Annotated in this window: 17 protein-coding genes and 1 pseudogene; 10 read left to right on the top strand and 8 right to left on the bottom strand. The window is 61.2% G+C overall.

Going from position 1 to position 22,139, the window contains the following annotated elements:
* Positions 1 to 98: 98 nt before the first annotated feature.
* The 7 genes from phaC to HX868_RS01525 all read right to left on the bottom strand — a co-directional run bounded on the left by phaC (position 99) and on the right by HX868_RS01525 (position 9,406).
* Positions 99 to 1,778, bottom strand: a complete 1,680-nt coding sequence (gene phaC / locus HX868_RS01555; protein ID WP_177001689.1) for a class II poly(R)-hydroxyalkanoic acid synthase — start codon at positions 1,776 to 1,778, stop codon at positions 99 to 101.
* Between the two features lie 249 nt (positions 1,779 to 2,027).
* Positions 2,028 to 2,405 (bottom strand): gamma-butyrobetaine hydroxylase family protein, encoded by a 378-nt coding sequence (locus tag HX868_RS01550; protein WP_177001688.1) that lies wholly within the window; start codon positions 2,403 to 2,405, stop codon positions 2,028 to 2,030.
* A gap of 103 nt (positions 2,406 to 2,508) precedes the next feature.
* Positions 2,509 to 3,846 carry an ATP-dependent protease ATPase subunit HslU gene (gene hslU / locus HX868_RS01545; protein ID WP_177001687.1) on the bottom strand — a complete coding sequence of 446 codons (1,338 nt, stop codon included), beginning with the start codon at positions 3,844 to 3,846 and terminating at the stop codon, positions 2,509 to 2,511.
* A gap of 36 nt (positions 3,847 to 3,882) precedes the next feature.
* A complete protein-coding gene (hslV, locus tag HX868_RS01540) occupies positions 3,883 to 4,413 on the bottom strand; it encodes an ATP-dependent protease subunit HslV (RefSeq protein WP_003171209.1) in 531 nt (176 codons plus the stop codon).
* 223 nt (positions 4,414 to 4,636) lie between these two features.
* Positions 4,637 to 5,338, bottom strand: coding sequence for an SPOR domain-containing protein (locus HX868_RS01535; protein ID WP_095014381.1), 702 nt, complete (start codon positions 5,336 to 5,338; stop codon positions 4,637 to 4,639).
* A gap of 1 nt (position 5,339) precedes the next feature.
* The gene (argS, locus tag HX868_RS01530) at positions 5,340 to 7,076 is read right to left on the bottom strand and encodes an arginine--tRNA ligase (protein WP_033897753.1); all 1,737 of its coding nucleotides are present in this window, start codon (positions 7,074 to 7,076) and stop codon (positions 5,340 to 5,342) included.
* A gap of 110 nt (positions 7,077 to 7,186) precedes the next feature.
* The gene (locus HX868_RS01525; protein WP_028615415.1) at positions 7,187 to 9,406 is read right to left on the bottom strand and encodes a primosomal protein N'; all 2,220 of its coding nucleotides are present in this window, start codon (positions 9,404 to 9,406) and stop codon (positions 7,187 to 7,189) included.
* A gap of 215 nt (positions 9,407 to 9,621) precedes the next feature.
* On the opposite strand from HX868_RS01525, the gene rpmE reads away from it, so the two are divergent.
* The 3 genes from rpmE to HX868_RS01510 all read left to right on the top strand — a co-directional run bounded on the left by rpmE (position 9,622) and on the right by HX868_RS01510 (position 12,121).
* Positions 9,622 to 9,840 (top strand): 50S ribosomal protein L31, encoded by a 219-nt coding sequence (gene rpmE, locus HX868_RS01520; RefSeq protein ID WP_010213765.1) that lies wholly within the window; start codon positions 9,622 to 9,624, stop codon positions 9,838 to 9,840.
* Between the two features lie 35 nt (positions 9,841 to 9,875).
* The gene (locus HX868_RS01515) at positions 9,876 to 10,670 is read left to right on the top strand and encodes a thermonuclease family protein (protein ID WP_177001686.1); all 795 of its coding nucleotides are present in this window, start codon (positions 9,876 to 9,878) and stop codon (positions 10,668 to 10,670) included.
* A 182-nt stretch (positions 10,671 to 10,852) separates the two neighbouring features.
* The gene (locus HX868_RS01510; protein ID WP_016979185.1) at positions 10,853 to 12,121 is read left to right on the top strand and encodes a malic enzyme-like NAD(P)-binding protein; all 1,269 of its coding nucleotides are present in this window, start codon (positions 10,853 to 10,855) and stop codon (positions 12,119 to 12,121) included.
* A 198-nt stretch (positions 12,122 to 12,319) separates the two neighbouring features.
* On the opposite strand, the gene HX868_RS01505 is transcribed toward HX868_RS01510, so the two are convergent.
* Positions 12,320 to 14,779, bottom strand: coding sequence for a penicillin-binding protein 1A (locus tag HX868_RS01505; RefSeq protein WP_425504211.1), 2,460 nt, complete (start codon positions 14,777 to 14,779; stop codon positions 12,320 to 12,322).
* A gap of 221 nt (positions 14,780 to 15,000) precedes the next feature.
* Here HX868_RS01505 and pilM point away from each other — a divergent pair, with 221 nt between their 5' ends.
* From pilM to HX868_RS01470, 7 genes and pseudogenes are all read left to right on the top strand, one after another.
* A complete protein-coding gene (gene pilM, locus HX868_RS01500) occupies positions 15,001 to 15,654 on the top strand; it encodes a type IV pilus biogenesis protein PilM (RefSeq protein WP_177001684.1) in 654 nt (217 codons plus the stop codon).
* Positions 15,651 to 16,205, top strand: a complete 555-nt coding sequence (locus HX868_RS01495; protein ID WP_095014387.1) for a PilN domain-containing protein — start codon at positions 15,651 to 15,653, stop codon at positions 16,203 to 16,205. Before pilM ends, HX868_RS01495 begins: the two co-directional genes overlap by 4 nt.
* Entirely contained in the window at positions 16,202 to 17,161 is a 960-nt protein-coding gene (locus HX868_RS01490; RefSeq protein WP_177001683.1) for a pilus assembly protein PilP, read from the top strand. Before HX868_RS01495 ends, HX868_RS01490 begins: the two co-directional genes overlap by 4 nt.
* 138 nt (positions 17,162 to 17,299) lie before the next feature.
* Positions 17,300 to 18,556 (top strand): annotated as a pseudogene (locus HX868_RS01485) (type IV pilus secretin PilQ); the annotation flags it as partial.
* A gap of 4 nt (positions 18,557 to 18,560) precedes the next feature.
* A complete protein-coding gene (gene aroK, locus HX868_RS01480; RefSeq protein WP_016979191.1) occupies positions 18,561 to 19,079 on the top strand; it encodes a shikimate kinase AroK in 519 nt (172 codons plus the stop codon).
* A 125-nt stretch (positions 19,080 to 19,204) separates the two neighbouring features.
* Complete coding sequence (gene aroB / locus HX868_RS01475; RefSeq protein WP_177001682.1) at positions 19,205 to 20,305, top strand: 3-dehydroquinate synthase; 1,101 nt, start codon at positions 19,205 to 19,207, stop codon at positions 20,303 to 20,305.
* 10 nt (positions 20,306 to 20,315) lie between these two features.
* The gene (locus tag HX868_RS01470; RefSeq protein WP_177001681.1) at positions 20,316 to 21,881 is read left to right on the top strand and encodes an SPOR domain-containing protein; all 1,566 of its coding nucleotides are present in this window, start codon (positions 20,316 to 20,318) and stop codon (positions 21,879 to 21,881) included.
* Positions 21,882 to 22,139 lie beyond the last annotated feature (258 nt).

The following is a 22,139-nucleotide window of genomic DNA, read 5'->3' as shown; positions in this document are numbered from 1 at the left end:
GAGCGAGCTTGCTCGCGAAGGTCGTCAACGATAACGCGGGGCATCTGGTACCCCGAGGCGGTCTTGGCCCCTTCGCGAGCAAGCTCGCTCCTACAGGATCAGCGTTCGTGCACGTATGTCCCTGGCGCCGCTTCTGCTGCGGCGTAGGTTTTATTCCCCAAACTCGTCGGCGCTTTCTTCAACTTGCCCGCCCGCTCCGCCTGCCACGCCTGCCAATGCAGCCACCACGAATCAGTGTGCTTGGTGGCATTCTCCTGCCATTCCAGCGGTTTCTCCGTCAGGCTGTCGCTGGTCTGGTAACGCGCCTTGGGGTTGCCCGGCGGGTTGAGGATGCTTTGGATATGCCCGCTGCTGGACAGCACGAACTCCACCTTGCCGCCAAACAACTGCGCCGATTTGTAGCACGACTGCCACGGCGTAATGTGGTCGTTGGTGCCAGCCAGGGAATAGATATCAGCGGTGACCTGCTTGAGGTCGATGGGCGTACCGCACACTTCCAGTGCGTTGGCGCGCACCAGTGGGTTGTTCTTGAACAACTCGATCAAGTCACCGTGGAAGGCCGCCGGCAAACGCGTGGTGTCGTTGTTCCAGAACAGGATGTCGAACACCGGTGGTTCGTTACCCAGCAGGTAGTTGTTGACCCAGTAGTTCCAGATCAGGTCGTTGGGGCGCATCCAGGCGAACACTTTGGCCATGTCGCGGCCTTCCAGCACGCCGGCCTGGTAGGAGTGGCGCTTGGCCGCTTCCAGGGTCTGTTCGTCGACGAACAGTGCCACTTGGGTATCCAGCGTGGTGTCTAGCACGCTCACCAACAGCGTCAGGGCATTGACCTTTTTCTCACCCAGTGCCGCGTAATGGCCGAGCAGGGCGGTGCAGGTGATGCCGCCGGAACAGGCGCCGAGCATGTTCACATCTTTGCTGCCGGTAATCGCCGTGACTACATCCACCGCTTCCTTGAGCGCCTCGATATAGGTCGACAGGCCCCACTCGCGCTGGGCCTTGGTCGGGTTGCGCCAACTGACGATAAAAGTTTGCTGGTTGTTGCGCAGGCAGAAGCGCGCCAGGCTCTTCTCCGGGCTCAGGTCGAATACATAGAACTTGTTGATCTGCGGCGGTACCACCAGCAGCGGGCGTTCGTGCACCTGTTCGGTGATCGGCTTGTATTGGATCAGCTCCAGCACGTCGTTGCGAAACACCACCGCGCCTTCGGTGGTGCCCAGGGTCTTGCCCACTTCAAAGGCGCCCATGTTGACCTGGCTCGGCATGCCGCCGTTGTGCACCATGTCCTTGGCCAGGTGGGACAGGCCATCGAGCAGGCTCTTGCCGCCGGTTTCAAAGAAACGTTTGACCGCCGCCGGGTTGGCCGCGCTGTTGGTGGGGGCCATGGCTTCGGTCATCAGGTTGATCACGAAGTGGCCGCGGCTGACGTCCTGTTCCGACAGGTTGCTGTCGCCGATCCAGTCGTGCAGTTCCTTGCGCCACGCCAGGTAGGTTTGCAGATAGCGTTTGTAGAGCGGGTTCTGGCTCCAGGCCGGGTCCTGGAAACGACGGTCGTCGCTCTCGGGCACCAACGCGGATTTGCCGAACATCACGTTCTTCAACTCGACGCCAAAATGCGCGACGTGCTTGACGCTGTGCAACGGTTGTTTGATGGCTTGGGTCAGCACCATCTTCGCCGAGGCGAGTAAATCCTTTTTACGTAACGCGATGATCGGGTTGAGCCCCAGGGTGTTTTCCGAGGCCTGGCGTTTCAAGTCATCGTTGTTCTTGTTACTCATCTACGACGCTCCATTGTCCGAAAGACGAGTACCGGGGACCGCTGCGCACCCAGTTTCGATACACAACACAAGCCTGGTACTGCGACTCGGGTGACCGTTGATACCGCATCGTCAAATGCAGGGAACTTGCCAGTTCCATTGGTTACCCGAGTTTAATTTTTTTCGCAAGCGGACCAATCGTTGGTCACGCGACAGGGCATTCAAGCAGATGAAATTAGAAAATGCCCTCTAAAGAGCAAGAGGCCTGGGTTAGAGCATCAGCCGCACGACCGATTGATCCGGATCGCGGGTTTTGCCGGCGGCTTTGAGTTCGGCCAGATAATCGGCCCACAACACGTCCTGACGCACGGCCAGTTGGTAGAGGTAGTCCCAGGTGAACAATCCGCTGTCATGGCCGTCGTCGAAGGTCAATTTCAGTGCGTACTGGCCGGCCGGTTCTACCTTGATCAACTTCACGTTGAGCTTGCCGAATTGCAGGATGGGTTTGCCATGCCCCTGGACCTCGGCGGAAGGCGAGTGGGTGCGCAGCAGTTCGGCGGGTAGTTGGTACACCTCGTCGGGCCCGTAGGTGAGGCCGAGGGTGTTGGAGGTTTTGTGCAGATTTACAGCGGTGGGGAATTTAGTCATGGCAGGGATCCGTGCAGATCATGTAGGAGCCCGGCTTGTCGGCGATGGCGATCTCAAGAACGCATCGCCGGCAAGCCGGGCTCCTACAAGGGGTTCACATGACTTACAGGATATAACGAGACAAGTCTTCGTTCTGCGCCAATTCGCCCAAGTGGCTGTTGACGTATTCAGCGTCGATCTTGATCACCTCGCCATTCTGCGCACCGGCCAGGTCGCCCGCACTGAAGGACACTTCCTCCAGCAGACGCTCCAGCAAGGTGTGCAAACGACGGGCTCCGATGTTCTCGGTCTTCTCATTGACCTGCCAGGCGATCTCCGCCAGACGCTTTATGCCGTCCGCTTGGAACTCGATGCCCAAGCCTTCGGTTTTCAACAGCTCACGGTACTGCTCGGTGAGCGACGCGTGTGGCTCGCTGAGGATGCGTTCGAAGTCGCCCGGGGTCAGCGCCTTGAGTTCCACGCGGATCGGCAGGCGGCCTTGCAGCTCCGGCACCAGGTCGCTTGGCTTGCTCAAGTGGAACGCACCGGAGGCGATAAACAGGATGTGGTCGGTCTTGACCATGCCCAGCTTGGTGTTCACGGTGCAGCCTTCGATCAGCGGCAGCAGGTCGCGCTGTACGCCTTCGCGGGACACATCGACGCCGCCGGAGTTACCGCGCTTGGCGACCTTGTCGATCTCGTCGATAAACACGATGCCGTGCTGCTCGACCGCTTCCAAGGCCTTGGCCTTGAGTTCTTCCTCATTCACCAGGCGCCCGGCTTCTTCATCGCGCACCAGCTTCAGTGCGTCCTTGACCTTGAGCTTGCGGCTTTTCTTCTTGCCCTTGCCCATGTTGGCGAACAGGTTCTGCAACTGGCTGGTCATTTCTTCCATGCCAGGCGGGGCGGAGATGTCGACGCCGGAGACTTCAGCGACTTCGATCTCGATTTCCTTGTCGTCCAGTTGGCCTTCACGCAGGCGCTTGCGGAACAGCTGGCGGGTGTTGGAATCCGAGGCCGGCGCGGCGTCTTCGTTGAAACCCATGCGTGCCGGTGGCAGCAGGGCGTCAAGGATGCGTTCTTCGGCGGCGTCTTCGGCGCGGTGGCTGACCTTGGTCACTTCCTGTTCGCGCAGCATTTTCAGGGCGGCGTCGGCCAGGTCACGGATGATCGACTCGACGTCGCGGCCCACGTAGCCCACTTCGGTGAACTTGGTGGCTTCGACCTTGATGAACGGCGCATTGGCCAGCTTGGCCAGGCGACGGGCGATTTCGGTTTTACCGACGCCTGTAGGACCGATCATCAGGATGTTCTTGGGTGTTACTTCAACGCGCAGTTCTTCGGGCAGTTGCATCCGGCGCCAGCGGTTACGCAGCGCAATGGCTACGGCGCGCTTGGCATCGTCCTGGCCGATGATATGGCGGTTGAGTTCATGGACGATTTCGCGGGGAGTCATGGACATAGTGTTTGGCGGCCTCAAGCGGAATAAGCCTACGGCTTACTCGGCGAGGTCCTGCTCCTCAATGGTCTGGTTGTGGTTGGTGAACACGCAGATATCACCGGCGATACCCAGCGCGGTCTCGACGATTTCGCGAGCCGACAGATCGGTTTTCTTCAACAGTGCGCTGGCGGCCGCTTGGGCATAACCACCACCGGAACCCATGGCGATCAGGCCATGTTCAGGCTCAACCACATCGCCGTTGCCGGTGATGATCAGGGAAGCGTCTTTGTTGGCGACGGCCAGCATGGCTTCCAGGCGGCTGAGGGAGCGGTCGGTGCGCCATTCTTTGGCGAGTTCAACCGCAGCGCGCACCAGGTGGCCCTGATGTTTCTCAAGTTGGCCTTCGAAACGTTCGAAGAGGGTGAAGGCGTCGGCGGTGGCGCCGGCAAAGCCTGCGAGAACCTGGCCGTGGTACAGGCGACGCACTTTCTTGGCGTTGCCTTTCATCACGGTATTACCCAGGGAAACCTGGCCGTCGCCGCCCATGACGACTTTGCCGTGGCGACGTACTGAAACGATGGTGGTCAAGGGGAGAGTCTCCACGCAGCGGGGCGAAAATGCCCTGATGAAAACTCATATGGGGGTGGCGGGGGGGATTTCAACCGTAGGAAGGGTGTGCAGACGAGTGGCAGAAAGTCACTGTAGGAGCGAGCTCGCTCGCGAAGGTCGTCAACGATGACGCGGGGAACCTGGTGCCCCGCGGTGATTTTGAGTGCTTCGCGAGCAAGCTCGCTCCTACAGGGCTGCGTATTCAGCGGCTCTGGCGTTGTTGTAACAACAGGTTGCTAAAGCCCGCGCCAGCCAGTTGCTTCTGCGCCACGGTCAGCTGTTCACGGTTGCTGAACGGCCCCACCAGCACGCGATACCAGGTCGCATCCTTCACTGTGCCGGACTCCACCGTCACCGACTGGCCCAGCAGAATGATCTGCGCTCGCACGCGGTCCGCATCCGCCTGTTTCGGGAACGAGCCCGCTTGCAGGAAGAACTTGGTCACCGGCGCGGCTTTGGTCGCGGCAACCGGTGGTGCGGGTGGTGGCGTGATCCCGGCCAGCGCGGCTTGGGCGCGCGCCGTGTCGATTTTCGCCGCTTCCGCCGGGGTGACTGGCGTGGTCGGCACCTGTGGCGTCGGCAGGGTTTTCTCCGGCACGGCGTCAGGCGGCACGATCACTTCCGACTCCGGCAGCAGCGTATAGAAGTCGTACTTCGGCTTCACCGGTGCCGTCGGGCTTGGCGCCGTCTTGTTGGCTTCGGCCATTTTCGTAGCCTTCTGCTGCTCCTGCTTGACCCGTTTGACGTCATCGCCCTTGCCCGGATCGAGCTTCATCAGGAACACGATAAACGCGCCGACGGTGAGGCCGATCGCCATCCACAACCAGCCCGGGATCGGTTTCTTCGCCGGGGCCTGGTAGCGGCTGGCGCCGCGCTTGGGTGCAGGTTTTTTCTTGGCAGCCAACTTACATACGCTCCAGAGTTTCCAGGCCCAACAGTTCCAGGCCTTGCTTGAGGGTGCGTCCAGCCAGTGCGGCGAGGCGCAGGCGGCTTTGCTTCTGGGCTTCGTCGTCGGCGCTCAGGATCGGGCAGTTCTCGTAGAAGCTGGAGAACAGGCCGGCAACTTCGTACAGATAGGTGCACAGGATGTGCGGCGTGCCTTTTTCGCCGACGCTGTTCAGCACTTCGCCGAACTGCGCCAATTTGGCGGCCAGTTCCTGTTCGTGCGGGGCGTCCAGCACGATCTGGCCTTCAACTTCGCTGAAGTCCTTGCCCAATTTGCGGAACACGCCAGCCACACGGGTATAGGCGTACAGCAGGTACGGCGCGGTGTTGCCTTCGAAGTTGAGCATCAGCTCGAAGTTGAAGCTGTAGTCGCTGGTGCGGTGCTTGGACAGGTCGGCGTATTTCACCGCGCCAATGCCCACCACACGGGCGATGTTGCGCAGGTCGGCCTCGGCCAGCTCCGGGTTCTTTTCCTTCACCAGGTTGTAGGCGCGTTCCTGGGCCTCGGTCAGCAGGTCGATCAGCTTCACGGTGCCGCCGTCGCGGGTCTTGAACGGGCGGCCATCGGCGCCGTTCATGGTGCCGAAGCCCATGTGTTCCATGTGCATCGGGTGAGTGACGAAGCCTGCGCGACGCGCCACTTCAAACACCTGCTGGAAGTGCAGGGCCTGGCGCTGGTCGACGAAATACAGCGCACGATCAGCCTTGAGCACGCCGCTGCGGTAGCGCACGGCCGCCAGGTCGGTGGTGGCGTAGAGATAGCCGCCATCGGCCTTGACGATGATCACCGGCAGCGGCTCGCCTTCGGCGGTCTTGAATTCTTCGAGGAACACGCACTGTGCGCCGTTGCTCTCCACCAGCAGGCCTTTGGCCTTGAGGTCGTTGACCACGTTGATCAGGTCGTCGTTGTAGGCGCTTTCGCCCATCACGTCGGCCATGGTCAATTTGACGTTGAGCAGCTCGTAGATTTCCTGGCAGTGGGACAGGGAAATCTCACGGAAGCGGTTCCACAGTTCCAGGCATTCCTTGTCACCAGCTTGCAACTTGACCACCAGGCCACGGGCGCGGTCGGCGAATTCTTCGGATTCGTCGAAGCGCTTCTTGGCGGCGCGATAGAAGTTTTCCAGGTCCGACAGCTCGTTGCTGGTGATCGGGTTTTCCTGCAGGTAGGCCATCAGCATGCCGAACTGGGTGCCCCAGTCGCCCACGTGATTCTGACGGATCACGGTGTCGCCGAGGAACTCCAGCACCCGCGCCACGCCGTCGCCGATGATGGTGGAGCGCAGGTGGCCCACGTGCATCTCTTTTGCCAGGTTCGGCGCCGATAGGTCAATCGCCACGCGTTGCAGCGGGCCGGCTTTGCGCACACCGATCTTGGCGTCGGCCAGGGCAGCGTCCAGGCGCGAAGCCAGGGCCTGGGTGTTCTGGAAGAAGTTGATGAAGCCAGGGCCGGCGATTTCGGCCTTGGTCACGCTTTCGTCCACCGGCAGCGCGGCGATGATTTTCTCTGCCAGGTCGCGCGGCTTCATACCGGCAGGCTTGGACAGCATCATTGCGATGTTGCTGGCGAAGTCGCCGTGGGTCTTGTCGCGGGTGTTTTCCACCTGGATCGCCGGCGTCAGGCCTTCAGGCAACACACCTTCGTTGACGAGTTGGGTGAGGGCTTGTTGGATCAGCTGGCGAATGGTGTCTTTCATGGTGTTCTCTTTCGACCGCAAGCGGCGGCGCGCGATGCGCAGGTGGAAAAACTGGGCATTATCCGTGGCGAGGGCGGGCTTGCCAACCTTCGCGGGACCTATGGCCAGGCTTAATACAAATCTACCGGGTCTACATCCAATGACCATCGCACTTGCCGGCCGCTAGGCATTTGCTCCAGGGCAAGCAACCAGCTACTTAATAGCCGATGCAGCGGTGCGCGCGAGGTTGCCTGCAAGAGTAGCTGAGCACGATAACGCCCGGCGCGGCGCTCCATGGGGGCGGGTACCGGGCCGAGCAGCTCGATGCCGCTCAGACCCAGTTCGCCGAGTAAACGTTCGGCGGCGCTGCAGGCTTCATCCAGGAAACCTTCGGCCTGCCCCGGTTTGTGGGCTTCGGCGCGCAACAGGGCCAAATGAGAAAAAGGCGGCAGGCCGGCGGCACGACGCTCGCTCAGCGCCTGTTCGGCGAAGGCAAAGTAGCCTTGTTCGGTCAGTTGGATCAGCAACGGATGGTCGGCCAGATGAGTCTGGATGATCACTCGGCCGGGCTCTTCGGCACGCCCTGCACGGCCAGCAACCTGAACGATCAACTGCGCCATGCGCTCGCTGGCGCGAAAATCCCCAGAAAATAGCCCGCCGTCGGCATCCAGGATCGACACCAATGTCACCCGTGGAAAGTGGTGCCCCTTGGCAAGCATCTGCGTGCCGATCAGGATGCATGGGTGGCCTTTCTGGATGGTCGCGAACAGTTGGTTCATCGCGTCCTTGCGCGAGGTGCTGTCGCGGTCGACCCGCAAAACCGGGTAATCGGGGAACAGAATGCCCAGGCGCTCTTCAGCCCGTTCGGTGCCGGCGCCCACCGGTCGCAGGTCGACTTTGCCGCACTGCGGGCAGTGCCGCGGTACGCGTTCCACATGGCCGCAGTGATGGCAGCGCAGTTCGCCGTAGCGCTGGTGCACAGTCATGCGGGCATCGCAGCGCTCGCACTCGGACATCCAGCCGCAGTCGTGGCACAACAACGTCGGTGCAAAGCCACGGCGGTTGAGAAACACCAAGACCTGTTGACCGGCGGCGAGGGTCTGGCCGATGGCTTGTTGCATCGGCCCGGAAATACCGCTGTCCAATGGACGGCTTTTGACGTCCAGGCGCAGGAATTTTGGCTGCTTGGCGCCGCCGGCACGCTCGTTGAGGCGCAGGAGGCCGTAACGCCCGGTGTAGGCGTTGTGCAAGCTCTCCAGGGATGGCGTGGCCGAACCCAGCACAATCGGGATGTCTTCCTGGCGTGCACGCACCAGTGCCAGGTCGCGGGCGTGGTAACGCAATCCTTCCTGCTGTTTATAGGAACCGTCGTGCTCCTCGTCGATGATGATCAGCCCAGGGTTTTTCATCGGGGTGAACAGCGCCGAGCGGGTGCCGATAATAATGTCGGCCTCGCCATCCCGTGCGGCCAGCCAGGATTCCAGGCGCTCACGGTCGTTGACTGCGGAGTGCACCAGGGCGATGCGCGCATTGAAGCGCTGTTCGAAGCGCGCCAGGGTCTGCGGGCCCAGGTTGATCTCGGGGATCAGCACCAGCGCCTGTTTGCCGGCCTGCAGGGTCTCGCGGATCAACTGCAGGTAGACTTCGGTCTTGCCGCTGCCGGTGACGCCGGCCAGCAGGAAGGCATGAAAACTGTCGAAACCTGCGCGAATCGCTTCATAGGCCGCGCGCTGCTCGGGGTTCAGCGGCAATTCCGGTTGGGCCAGCCAGTGTTCGTGGCGGGCATCGGGGGCGTGCTTGCGGATTTCCACCTGCACCAGGCCCTTGGCGAGCAACAGGTCGAGGCTGTCTTTGCTCAGCATCAGCTTGCTTAATAGCTGATGCGCCACGCCATGGGGATGCTGGGCCAGTGTCGCCAGGGCTTCACGCTGGCGCGGCGCGCGGGCGATGCGCGGGTCGTCGAGACGCGCGCCGGGTGTCATCGACCAGAAACGCTCCTGACGCGCTTCGGCCAGTTCGCCCTGGCGCAACAGTACCGGCAGCGCCCAGCTCAACGTGTCGCCAAGGCTGTGCTGATAGTACTGGGCGGTCCAAAGGCACAGCTTGAACAAAGCCGGCGGCAGTGGCGGGGTGGCGTCGAGCATGGCCAGCGCGGGCTTGAGTTTTTCCGCAGGGACTTCGCTGTGATCGGCGACCTCTACCAATATGCCGATCATTTCCCGTCGACCAAAGGGCACCCTCACGCGCATGCCGGGTTGCAACTGCGCCCGCAGCACGCCGGCCGGGGCCCGGTAATCGAACAGGCGGCGCAGGGGCGAGGGCAGGGCTAGGCGCAAAATGGCGTCGGGCACGCGGGGAGTCTCATATAAAGGCAGGCGGTGGCGCAGGGGCGGGAGCCTAGCAGACAGGGGAGGGCTTGGGTATGCCACGGTTTTCTGATGAAAGGAGGTTTTCCGCCGGATACGCGGCTTGCGCGATTAAAAAGGTCTGGTAGAATCCGCGGCCTAATTACGTGCGGTATTCGACAATAGTGTCGAGTGGCGGCACGCTAGCCCGAGGAAGTGCCATGAAAGCCGATATCCATCCAGCGTACGAAACCATCGAAGTCACCTGCAGCTGCGGCAACAAGTTCGAAACCCGTTCGAACCTGTGCAAGCCACTGGGTACTGACGTATGCAACGAGTGCCACCCGTTCTACACCGGTAAGCAGAAAACTCTGGACACCGGCGGCCGTGTACAGCGCTTTGCTGACCGTTTCGGTGCTTTCGGTGCCAAAAAGGCCTAAGGCCGATCAACTTGGGAGGCCGTTACGGTTTTTCCATGCTGATGAAAAAGGCGTCCCTCGTGGGCGCCTTTTTTGTGCCTGGAATTTGGCTCTCGGTTGCCCAGGCCCAGGGGTTCTGCCCCGCGCCGACCACGTTGGCCCGCGTGGAGGTGCAGCGCGTGGTGGATGGCGACACGGTGCGCCTCAAGGACGGCCGCAGTGTGCGGATGATCGGCCTCAATGCCCCGGAAACCGGTAAGAAAGGCCGCCCCGACGAGCCTTACGCGGTTGCCGCCCGCCAGCGTTTACAGGCATTGGTCGACGCGAGCGACGGCCGCGTCGGCTTGGTGCCTGGGCGCGAGAGCAAGGACCGCTACGGCCGCACGTTGGCCCACCTCTACGGCGCGGACGGCGAGAACCTTGAGGCGCAATTGCTGGCTGACGGCCTGGGGTTTCACGTTGGAGTTGCGCCCAATACCGATCTTGTCGCCTGTCAGCAGGCCGCTGAAAACAGCGCACGTGATGGGCGGTTGGGCCTTTGGCGGCAATCGCCGGTACAAAACGTGGCGCAGCTCAAGCAGTCTGGCTTTGCTCTGGTCAGTGGCCAGGTGAGCAAGATCGAACGCAATCGCGGCGGAATCTGGATCGAAGTTCAGGGGGCAGTGGTATTGCGCATTGCGCCCGACCTCGTCAAACAATTCGATTCTGCAATGCTCAGTGGTCTGCAAGGCAAGACAATCGAGGCCCGTGGGTGGGTGCTGGATCGCGCCAAGCGCGGCGGGCTGAAAAACGGCCAGGCACGCTGGATGCTGCCAGTGACCGACCCCAGCATGCTCAAATCGATGGATTAAGAAAAAAATTGTAGACATTTTTTTAATTGATTGTGAACAGTTGAGCCCTTGTATCCCGTGGCTCTTGGCCGAAAGTCGTAGCGCAGGGCCCTTGACACCTGTGACTGCCCAGTCTTGTAGGGACTTTGCGACACGCGTATCCTCGGCGGTCCGTCGACCAACAGTAAAAGCGGAATGCCGATATGTCTGATTTGAAAACTGCCGCTCTCGAATATCATGCCCATCCTCGTCCAGGAAAGCTGAGTGTAGAGCTCACCAAAGCCACTGCCACCGCTCGCGACCTGTCGCTGGCCTACAGCCCTGGTGTTGCCGAGCCCGTACGTGAAATCGCCCGCGACCCTGAACTGGCGTACAAGTACACCGGCAAAGGCAACCTGGTTGCAGTGATTTCCGATGGCACCGCGATTCTGGGCCTGGGCAACCTCGGCCCATTGGCTTCCAAGCCAGTCATGGAAGGTAAAGGCGTGCTGTTCAAGCGCTTTGCCGGCATCGACGTTTTCGACATCGAAGTCGACTCCGAAAGCCCGCAGGCTTTCATCGACACGGTCAAGCGCATTTCCATCACCTTCGGTGGCATCAACCTGGAAGACATCAAGGCACCTGAGTGCTTCGAGATCGAAAAGGCCCTGATCGAACAGTGCGACATTCCGGTATTCCACGATGACCAGCACGGCACCGCGATCGTTACCGCGGCCGGCATGATCAACGCCCTGGAAATCGCGGGCAAAACTCTGGCTGACGCACAGATCGTCTGCCTGGGCGCCGGCGCTGCGGCCATCTCCTGCATGAAGTTGCTGGTGAGCATGGGCGCCAAGCTGGAAAACATCTTCATGGTCGACAGCAAGGGCGTGGTCCAGTCCGAGCGTACCGACCTGAACCAGTACAAAGCGATGTTCGCTCACGCGACCGACAAGCGCACCCTGGCTGACGCCCTCGACGGTGCAGACGTGTTCGTCGGCCTGTCCGGCCCGAACCTGCTGAGCGCCGAAGGCCTCAAATCCATGGCGGCCAACCCGATCGTGTTCGCCTGCTCCAACCCTGATCCAGAAATCTCTCCGGAACTGGCGCACGCCACCCGTAGCGACGTGATCATGGCGACCGGCCGTTCGGACTACCCGAACCAGGTCAACAACGTACTGGGCTTCCCGTTCATCTTCCGTGGTGCCCTGGACGTTCGCGCCAAGCGCATCAACGAAGAGATGAAAGTGGCTGCCGCCAACGCCCTGCGTGAACTGGCCAAGCTGCCGGTACCTCAGGAAGTGTGCGACGCCTACGGTGGTATCAAGCTGGAGTTCGGTCGTGAGTACATCATTCCGAAACCAATGGACAAGCGCCTGATCACCCTGATCTCCGATGCCGTGGCCAAAGCCGCTATCGAGACCGGCGTTGCTACCCTGCCGTATCCGAAGCACTACCCGCTGCAAAGCGTGGATGATGTGTTCAACGGCTAAGCCGTTGTAGCGCACCAACAAAAAGCCCCGGCTCTTGCGAGTCGGGGCTTTTTTGTGCCTGATTTTTGTTGCTTGCCGCGATCCACTGTAGGAGCCGGCTTGCCGGCGATAAGGCCCTTAAGCTCTGCGGTGATTTAGACATAGCCATCGCCGGCAAGCCGGCTCCTACAGTTTCGATCGTGCCCGCGAGGGGCGAGGTTAGAACAGGTCGATCGGTGCTGCCTCATCCGCCGGCAGCGGACTGCCTGGCACAACGCCATTGCCCAGCTCGTTGACCGACGGCGGCGTGTCTTCGCTCTTGAACAGTTCGAAATACGCATTCGGCGTGCTTGGCGACGCTGCACGGCCACTCACCGGGTCGATGCGCAAGCTGAGAATGCCTTCCGGCTCCGGCTGGGTGTGCGGCGGCTTGTCCTTCAGGGCGGCGCCCATGTAGCTCATCCAGATCGGCAGCGCGACAGTGCCACCAAACTCGCGGCGACCCAGGCTTTCCGGCTGGTCATAGCCGGTCCACACGGTGGTCACGTAATCAGCGTTATAGCCGGAGAACCAGGCATCCTTGGATTCGTTGGTGGTACCGGTCTTGCCCGCAATATCCGGGCGACCCAGGGCCAGGGCGCGGCGGCCGGTGCCTTTCTTGATCACGTCTTCCAGGATGCTGTTGAGGATGTAGGTGGTACGGCCATCCACGATGCGCTCGGCCACGGCGGGCGCCTGCGGCTCGGTTGCAGCAGTATTGGTGGCAGGTGTGGTACCTGGAGTCGGCTCAATGGTGATGCCGCCATTGCTCGGTGCTGCCAGGCCATCAGTCGCCGCCACGCCGTTGACCACATCCCCCGGAACGCGTGGCGGGTTGGCAGTAAACAGGTTGTCGCCGTTGCGGCTTTCAATCTTGTCGATCAGGTACGGCGAGATCTTGTAGCCACCGTTGGCGAAGGTGCTCCAGCCGGTGGCAATCTCCATCGGCGTCAGCGTTGCGGTGCCCAGCGCCAAGGACAGGTTCGGCGGCAGGTCCGACTTGGCGAAGCCAAAGCGCGTCATGTAGTCGATGGTCTTGCCGACGCCCATGGCCTGCAGCAAGCGGATCGATACCAGGTTACGCGACTTGTACAGCGCTTCGCGGATACGGATCGGGCCGAGGAAGGTGTTGGTGTCGTTCTTCGGGCGCCACACCTTGTCCAGGTACTCGTCGACAAACACGATCGGCGCATCGTTGACCAGGCTGGCGGCGGTGTAGCCGTTATCCAAGGCAGCGCTGTAGATGAACGGCTTGAAGCTCGAACCCGGCTGGCGCTTGGCCTGGGTGGCGCGGTTGTAGTTGCTCTGCTCGAAGGCGAAGCCGCCGACCAGGGCGCGGATTGCACCATTCTGCGGGTCCAGGGACACCAGGGCACCTTGGGCCAGCGGCACTTGGCTGAACTTGAGGCTGTCGTCCTTCTGGCGTTGCACGCGGATCAAGTCACCCACCTGGGCTACGTCAGACGGCTGCTTGGGCAGCGCGCCCATGCTATTGGTGTTCAGGAACGGGCGTGCCCATTTCATGCTGTCCCATGCCACATGGGCTTCGCCGGTGCGGGTCAGCACCTGTACGCCATCTTTCTTCACCTGGGTGACGATGGCCGGTTCCAGCCCGCTGATTGCGCGTTGCTTGCCCAGCTCGGTGGTCCACGCGCTCAGGGTCTTGCCCGGTAGCCGCGACTCAGGGCCGCGATAGCCGTGGCGCTGGTCGTAGGTGATCAAGCCGGAATGCACCGAGTCATTGGCGATTTCCTGCAGGTTGCTTGGCACCGTGGTGGTCACCCGGAAACCTTCGGTGTAGGCCTCGCTGCCATAGCGGCCGACCATCTCGGCGCGCGCCATTTCAGCAATATAAGGCGCGTTCACTTCGGGCGTCGGCACGTGGTAGCTGGCGTTCAGCGGTTCGGCGATGGCGCTTTCGTAAGCGGCCTGGTCGATCTTGCCCAGCTTGTACATGCGGCCCAGGATCCAGTCGCGGCGTTCTTTGCTGCGCGCCGGGTTGGCCAGTGGGTTGAAGCGTGAAGGGGCTTTGGGCAGGCCGGCAATCATGGCCATCTGCGCCAGGCTGGCGTCACGGATGGACTTGCCGTAGTAGACCTGTGAAGCCGCCTCGATCCCGTAGGCACGGTTGCCCAGGTAGATCTTGTTGACGTACAGCTCAAGGATCTCGTCCTTGGTCAGCTGGCGTTCGATCTGCAGCGCCAGGAGGATCTCGGTGGCTTTACGCGAGAAGCTGCGCTCGCTGGTAAGGAAGAAGTTCTTCGCCACCTGCATGGTGATGGTGCTGCCGCCGGACTGAATGTGTCCGCTTTTTACCAGCTGTGTCGCCGCACGCACCAGGCTGCTGGGGTCGACGCCATAGTGGTTGGCAAAATTATCGTCTTCGGCCGACAGCAGGGCGCTGATGAAATTGGGTGGAATATCGGCAAAACGGATCGGTGTGCGGCGCATTTCGCCGAACTCCGCGATCAGTTTTTCATCGCTGCTGTAGACCCGCAAAGGAATCTGCAACTGGATACTTCTGAGGGCCTCTACCGAGGGCAAACCCGGACTAAGGTAGAGGTAGGCCCCGCTGAGCACGAGCAGCAGCCCGCAAACGATGGCGACAATGGAGTACCCGAAAAACTTCAGCAGACGAATCAAGGCTTTTGGATTTCCAGAGAAAAGAATGAGTTAGGCGTCGGGGCATGCATGGCAAACGATGGATCGACCCGAGCGGCAGATAAAAAGCGGAAAAAAACGCTGGGCATTAAAGCATTTTTCGACTTGGGACGTCATTCGCACCTGTTCAACAAGTCGACCGAATGCATGGCGCCCAGCGGCAATCAGGCGGTATGACAGGTAAAGCTTTAGGGAGTTTTATGGGAAAGGGATTTTTCACGGGAAAAGCCGGCACCTTGCTGGGTGTCGACATCAATGACACGGCCGTTCGCTTGATCGAACTCGGCCGTTCAGCTTCAGGCTACACCGTTCAGGGCTACGTGACGCAGACACTGCCGGCGCAAGCGGTAGTCGACGGCACACTCCTTGATCTTGAGGGCGTAGGGCGCGCCCTGCGCAGCGCGTGGTTGCGGTTGTCGACATCGGTTCGTGGTGCTGTAGCTGCCGTGGCCGGGCCCTCGGTGATCACCCGGATGATCGAAATGGACGCTGGGCTCTCAGACGATGAGATGACCTGGATGATCCAAATGGAGGCGGACCAGTACATTCCCTATCCGCTGGATGACGTGGCTATCGACTTTCAAGTGCGCGGGCCGACGGCCCTGGATCCGAATCGGGTCGAGGTATTGCTGGCCGCATGCTTGAAGGAACACGTTGACGCCCGTGAGGCGGTTTTGTCCTTGGCGGGGCTGGTGCCGAAGGTGATCGATATCGAAGCGTTTGCATTGGCGCGCGCTTGCCGTCAGGATTTCGCCAGCTTCACGCCGAGCCATCGCGTCGATGGTGCACAATGGGCCGTGGATGCCCAGGGGATGGGAATTGCTTGCGGGTTGGCCCTGAGGAGTTTCGCTTGAAGACACGAATCAACTTACTGCCTTGGCGCCAGGCGCTGGCAGAACGGCGCCGCAAGTACTTGCTGGCGTGCTTGCTAGCGTTCGCCTGCGCGGCGCTCGCGGCCGTGTGGCTGGCGGACCAGGTCATCGACCAGGCCATCGATCGTCAAGTGACCCGCAATGACCATTTGGGCAAGGAAGTCGCCCGCCTGGATTCAAGCATCAGGACCATCGATGATCTGCAGGAGCAAAGCCAGCAACTGGCGCAACGCATGAAGGTCGTGCAAGACCTGCATGATGCCCGCTCGTCCGGTGCTCAGTTGTTGGACCAACTGGCACGGGCGGTACCCGACGGCGTGCACCTGCATGAAGTGGTGGCCAAGGGCGATACGGTGAGTATCAGCGGCAGCGCTGAGTCCAGCCAGGACATCGCCCAATTGATGCGCCGCCTGGAAGCGGCGGAAGGTGCCCATTCCACGCGGTTGCAACATGTGCGAACGGATGGCGCGCGCGGCAACAATGAATTCCAGCTGATGGTGCGTCAGGGAGAGTCCTCCGAGGCTCAACCTTGAGCCTGCCAAGGCTCAATCTTTCCGCACTCACTCACAACGCTGCAAAATGGCCCCTGACTGGCAAGGCCCTGTTGGGCTGTGCGCTGGCGGGCGTGGTGTTTGTGGTGGGCGACCTTGTGTACCTGAGCCCTTCGCGGGAGCGGTTGCGTCAGGTCGAGGCGCGGGAAGTGGCCCTGCAACAGCAAATCGCGCACAAGGCTGGCCAGGCTGTCAGCCTTGAAGCGCGCACGCAACAGCTTCAACGGATGCAAGCGAAGGTCGATGAACTGTTGCGGGCGTTGCCTGGCGAGTCCGGAATGCCTGGCTTGTTGGAAGACATCGCGTCTCTGGCACTGGCCAATGGCTTGCTGGTCGAGAGTGTCACGCCATTGGATGAGCAGTCTCGACCGTTCTTTCGCGAACAACCCGTGCAAGTCGGCGTCATGGGCGCTTATCACGACCTGGCCATGTTCCTGACGGGCCTGGGCAGCCTGTCGCGCATCGCCACGGTGCACGATTTGGCCCTGCGGCGTGATGGCGGGCTGTTACGCCTTGACCTGTTGGCCAAGACTTACTGGCATGCGCAGGGCGGTGGGCGAGCTGTACAGAGGCAGCCTTTTGTCTACGACTCGTCCGGGGTGCGTGATCCATTTCAGCTGTACGCGGTACAGGTTGACCCTCTGAAGGGGCGACCGGCACCTGCGCCGGACCTCTCACGGCCACGTGGCGTTCTGGAGAGCCTCGCGGTGGGCCAGTTCGAAATGGTCGGCACGCTGTCCCGCGGCGGGCAGGTTTTTGCCCTGCTACGTGCTGCCTCCAAGGTGCATCGCCTGGCGGTCGGGGACTACCTAGGGCCGGACCATGGGCGGGTCACGGTCATCCATGAGCGCGCCATAGAACTGGTCGAACTGTTTCCCGATGGTCAGGGGGCATGGCTGGAACGCCCGCGAACCCTGTTGTTAAACATCAACTCATAACGGAATCAAACAATGAAAAGGACTTTCTCGTCCTTCGGTGTGGCGCTATGGATAGCGTTCACGGCACCGATGGCTGCTGCTGTGCCCAATCGTATGGATCTGATCCATTTGCCGCCTCCCGGCGTCGGCACACTGAGCGCCTACACAGGCGACAAGCTCACCCTCAACTTCCAGAGCATCGAGTTGCGTACGGCATTGCAACAAATTGCCGATGTGGCGGGACTCAACCTGGTTGCCAGTGACGATGTGCAGGGCTCGATCACTCTGCGCCTCAAGGAGGTGCCCTGGGATCAGGCCCTGGACCTGGTGCTGCAATCCAAGGGCTTGGATAAGCGGCTAAGGGCCGGCGTGTTGCTGGTAGCGCCGGCCGAGGAGCTGGCCGCGCGTGAGCTGCTCACGCTGGAATCGCGCAAACAGATGGCCGAGTTGGCGCCGTTGCGCCGGGAGCTGCTGCAAGTCAATTACGCCAAGGCGGCGGACTTGGCCAAGTTGTTCCAGTCTGTCACCGGCCTTGAAGGCGTGACGGATGAACGGGGTTCGGTGGCGGTGGATGATCGCACCAACAACATCATCGCCTACCAGACCGGGGAGCGGTTGGAGGAACTGCGGCGGATCGTGGCGCAACTGGATATTCCGGTGCGTCAGGTGATGATCGAGGCGCGGATCGTCGAGGCCAATGTCGATTACGACAAAAGCCTGGGCGCGCGCTGGGGTGGGCGGCTCAATCGCGGCAACTGGGGCGCGGGAGGCATTCCGAAACCTCAGCCTGAAGGCGCGGAACCGCCGGAAAACCCATCCAGTTCACCCTTTGTGGACTTGGGATCACTCACAGGCACCTCGGGCCTGGGCATCGCCTACATCACCGACAACCTGCTGCTGGACCTGGAGCTCACTGCCATGGAGAAAACCGGCAACGGCGAAATCGTCTCGCAACCCAAGGTGGTCACGTCCGACAAGGAAACCGCACGCATCCTCAAGGGCACCGAGATCCCCTACCAGGAATCCAGCTCCAGCGGTGCCACCTCGGTGTCGTTCAAGGAGGCCTCGCTGTCCCTGGAGGTCACCCCGCAAATCACCCCCGACGGCCACGTGATCATGGAGGTCAAGGTCACCAAGGACGAGCCCGACTACCTGAACAAACTCAACGACGTGCCGCCGATCAAGAAGAACGAGGTCAACGCCAAGGTGTTGGTCAAGGATGGCGAGACCATCGTTATCGGCGGGGTTTTCTCCAATACCCAAAGCAAAGTGGTAGATAAAGTGCCATTTTTGGGCGATGTGCCGTATCTTGGCCGCCTTTTCCGGCGCGATGTGCTGGCGGAGAAAAAATCCGAGCTGCTGGTATTCCTGACTCCGCGTATTATGAATAACCAGGCGATTGCTGTGAGTCGTTGATTCTGTGCGAAATTTGATTCTTGTAGGACCGATGGGCGCTGGAAAAAGCACCATCGGCCGTTTGCTGGCCAAAGAGCTGCGCCTGCCGTTCAAAGATTCCGACAAGGAAATTGAATTGCGCACGGGTGCCAATATCCCATGGATCTTCGATAAGGAAGGCGAACTGGGCTTTCGTGACCGCGAGCAGGCGATGATCGCCGAGTTGTGCGGCCTCGACGGCGTGGTATTGGCCACCGGCGGCGGCGCAGTGATGCGCGAAGAAAACCGCCGCGCGCTGCATGCCGGTGGTCGGGTGGTCTATCTGCATGCCTCGGTCGAGCAGCAGGTGGGCCGCACCGCCCGCGATCGCAATCGTCCGTTGCTGCGCACAGCCAACCCGGAGAAAACCCTGCGGGACCTGCTCACGCTGCGCGATCCGCTGTATCGGGAAATCGCCGATCTGGTGGTAGAAACCGATGAGCGGCCACCTCGGATGGTGGTCCTCGACATTCTTGAGCGCCTGCAACGGCTGCCACCCCGTTAAAGCCCGGCTCGAAATGCGCTATTCTCGGCGGCGCGCTATCACCCTGTGGGGTGTGGCGTAGAGCCATCAGGTGACGTCAGAACGTGACGTCATCGGTCGTCACACCATCTCTAACGCGGGGACACATGCAGACACTTAAGGTCGATCTAGGCGAGCGCAGCTACCCGATCCATATTGGCGAAGGTCTGCTGGACCAGCCCGAGTTGCTCGCACCGCATATTGCCGGGCGGCAAGTGGCGATCATCTCCAACGAAACGGTCGCGCCGCTGTATCTTGAGCGTCTGAGCCGCAGTCTGTCGGCCTATTCGGTGATCTCCGTGATCCTGCCCGACGGCGAAGCCCACAAGAACTGGGAAACCCTGCAACTGATCTTCGATGGCCTGCTCACCGCACGTCATGACCGCCGCACCACCGTGATCGCCCTGGGCGGCGGTGTGATCGGCGACATGGCCGGCTTTGCGGCGGCCTGTTACCAGCGTGGCGTGGACTTTATCCAAGTGCCGACCACCCTGTTGTCTCAGGTCGATTCGTCGGTGGGCGGCAAGACCGGCATCAACCACCCGCTGGGCAAGAACATGGTCGGCGCGTTCTACCAGCCCCAAGCCGTGCTGATCGACACCGCGACCCTCAATACCTTGCCGCCGCGCGAGCTGTCGGCGGGCCTGGCGGAAGTCATCAAGTACGGGTTGATCTGCGACGAGCCGTTCCTGACCTGGCTGGAAGAGCACGTGGATGCCCTGCGCAACCTCGACCAATTGGCACTCACCGAGGCGATTTCCCGCTCCTGCGCCGCCAAGGCGCTGGTGGTGAATGCCGACGAACGGGAGTCCGGTGTACGGGCCACCCTGAACCTGGGCCACACGTTCGGCCATGCGATCGAAACCCACATGGGCTATGGTGTGTGGTTGCATGGGGAAGCCGTAGCGGCTGGCACGGTGATGGCATTGGAGATGTCGCAGCGCCTGGGCTGGATCAGCGCCCAGGAGCGTGATCGTGGCATCCTCCTGTTCCAGCGCGCTGGCTTGCCGGTCATTCCGCCGGAGGAGATGACCGAGGCGGATTTCCTCGAACATATGGCGATAGACAAGAAAGTGATCGACGGTCGACTGCGACTGGTGCTGCTGCGCCATATGGGCGAAGCGGTGGTGACCGACGATTATCCGAAAGAGATTTTACAGGCCACGCTGGGAGCGGATTACCGCGCCCTGGCCCAGCTTAAAGGTTAATAAGATCCCGATGACTAGTTTGCATGCCGACGAGGCGTTCCTCGGCCATTACCAGTTAAGCCACGACCCTTTTGCTCCACGGGTGCCTGGCTTCAAATTTTTCCCGGCCCAGCGCAAGCCAGTGCTCGGCCAACTGCACCACCTCGCGCGCTACAGCCAACTGCTGCTAGTCGTGACCGGCCCGCTGGGCAGTGGCAAGACCTTGCTGCGCCAGGCCCTGGTGGCCAGTACCAACAAGCAGTCGGTACAGAGTGTGGTGGTATCGGCCCGCGGTGCCGGTGATGCCGCAGGCGTGCTGCGCCAGGTCGCCCAGGCGCTGGACGTGGCCACTGCCGAGCCGAATGCGATCCTCAAGCAAGTGGTGCAACTGGGCCTGACCGGCCAGGAAGTCTACCTGCTGGTGGATGACGCCGAGCAGCTCGACGAATCCGCCCTGGAAGCGCTGCTGGCGCTGGCAGCCGGTACGCCGGAAGGTCGCCCGCATGTGTTCCTGTTTGGTGAGTCGTCGCTGATCGCCGAGCTGGAGCAGATCAGCGGTGATCAAGAGCTGTTTCACGTCATCGAATTGCAGCCGTACGAAGAGGAAGAAACCCGCGAATACTTGGCTCAACGCCTGGAAGGCGCAGGGGCCGGTATCGAACTTTTCTCCGCTCAGCAGATCTCTGATATTCACGAAAGCTCCGACGGCTGGCCTGGCACCATCAACCAGGTTGCCCGCGATGCCATGATCGAAGCCATGATTGCCAGCCGCACTGCGGTCAAGCGTCCAAAGATGGGGTTCACTATGCCTAAGAAACACGTATTGGCTATTTCCGCCGTTGTCGTGGTCGCTGTCGCCGCCGCCTGGTTGATCCCAGGCCGCAGCAAGGCACCGACCACGGCCGGCGCGCCAACCGAACAGGCGCAGTTGCCACTGGGCAAACCCACGCCAAACGTCGAGTTCGCCAACTCCGGCCAGCCGACCAACCTGCCGATGGTCGGCCAACCGGTGATGCGTGGTCCGCTTGCCGAAGAGGCCGGTGGGATCTCCGAAGGCGACGACGGCGTGCCGGTGGAAGGCTCCAGCGCCACTCCACCAACCGTGACCACCACTGCCCCGCCTGTGGGCGTGCCAGCCGGTCAGCCGGCTGCAGTTGCCAAGCCGACCCCGGCACCGACTGTCGCCACCGCCAAGCCAGCGCCAGTGACCAAACCGGTTGTCGCAGCGCCTGCTGCCAAGCCAGCTCCGGCTCCGGCCGCCAAGCCTGCTGAAAAGCCGGCCGCCACCGTTGCCAAAGCCGGCGCCGCTGGCAGCAGCTGGTACGCCAGCCAGCCGACCGGCAACTTCGTCGTGCAGATTCTCGGCACCAGCTCCGAAGCCAACGCCCAGGCGTTCGTGAAAGAGCAGGGCGGCGAGTACCGTTATTTCAAGAAAGTGCTCAACGGCAAGCCTCTCTACGTGATCACCTACGGCAACTTCTCCAGCCGTGCAGCCGCCGATTCTGCGATCAAAACCTTGCCAGCGAAGGTCCAGGCTGGTAAACCTTGGCCTCGCACTGTTGCCAGCGTTCAACAAGAACTCGCAACAACTCGCTGAAGATCCGGCGGCCTTACCCAGGCCGCCCTCCCGGCACCTCAAAAAATAACCGCAAGTGCGTGCAGTCTCTAGAGACCGCGCGCTTTGTGGTGTCTGCGTCACAGTAGCTTTTGAGTCGTAGCGGTCAGAATTAAAAAAGTTTTGACTAGCACAGCATATCGCTTTAAACCTTTCATAAATGCGACATAGATTTGCGACATTTCGTCGCTAAATTTGTGAGCGTCTGTGTCGGTGTGTACAATGACCTCCCTTTTGCCC

Origin of the sequence: Pseudomonas reactans (assembly GCF_013385825.1) — a bacterium.
GTDB classification, from domain to species: Bacteria; Pseudomonadota; Gammaproteobacteria; order Pseudomonadales; family Pseudomonadaceae; genus Aquipseudomonas; species Aquipseudomonas reactans.
This window is presented reverse-complemented; position numbering and strand designations above follow the sequence as displayed.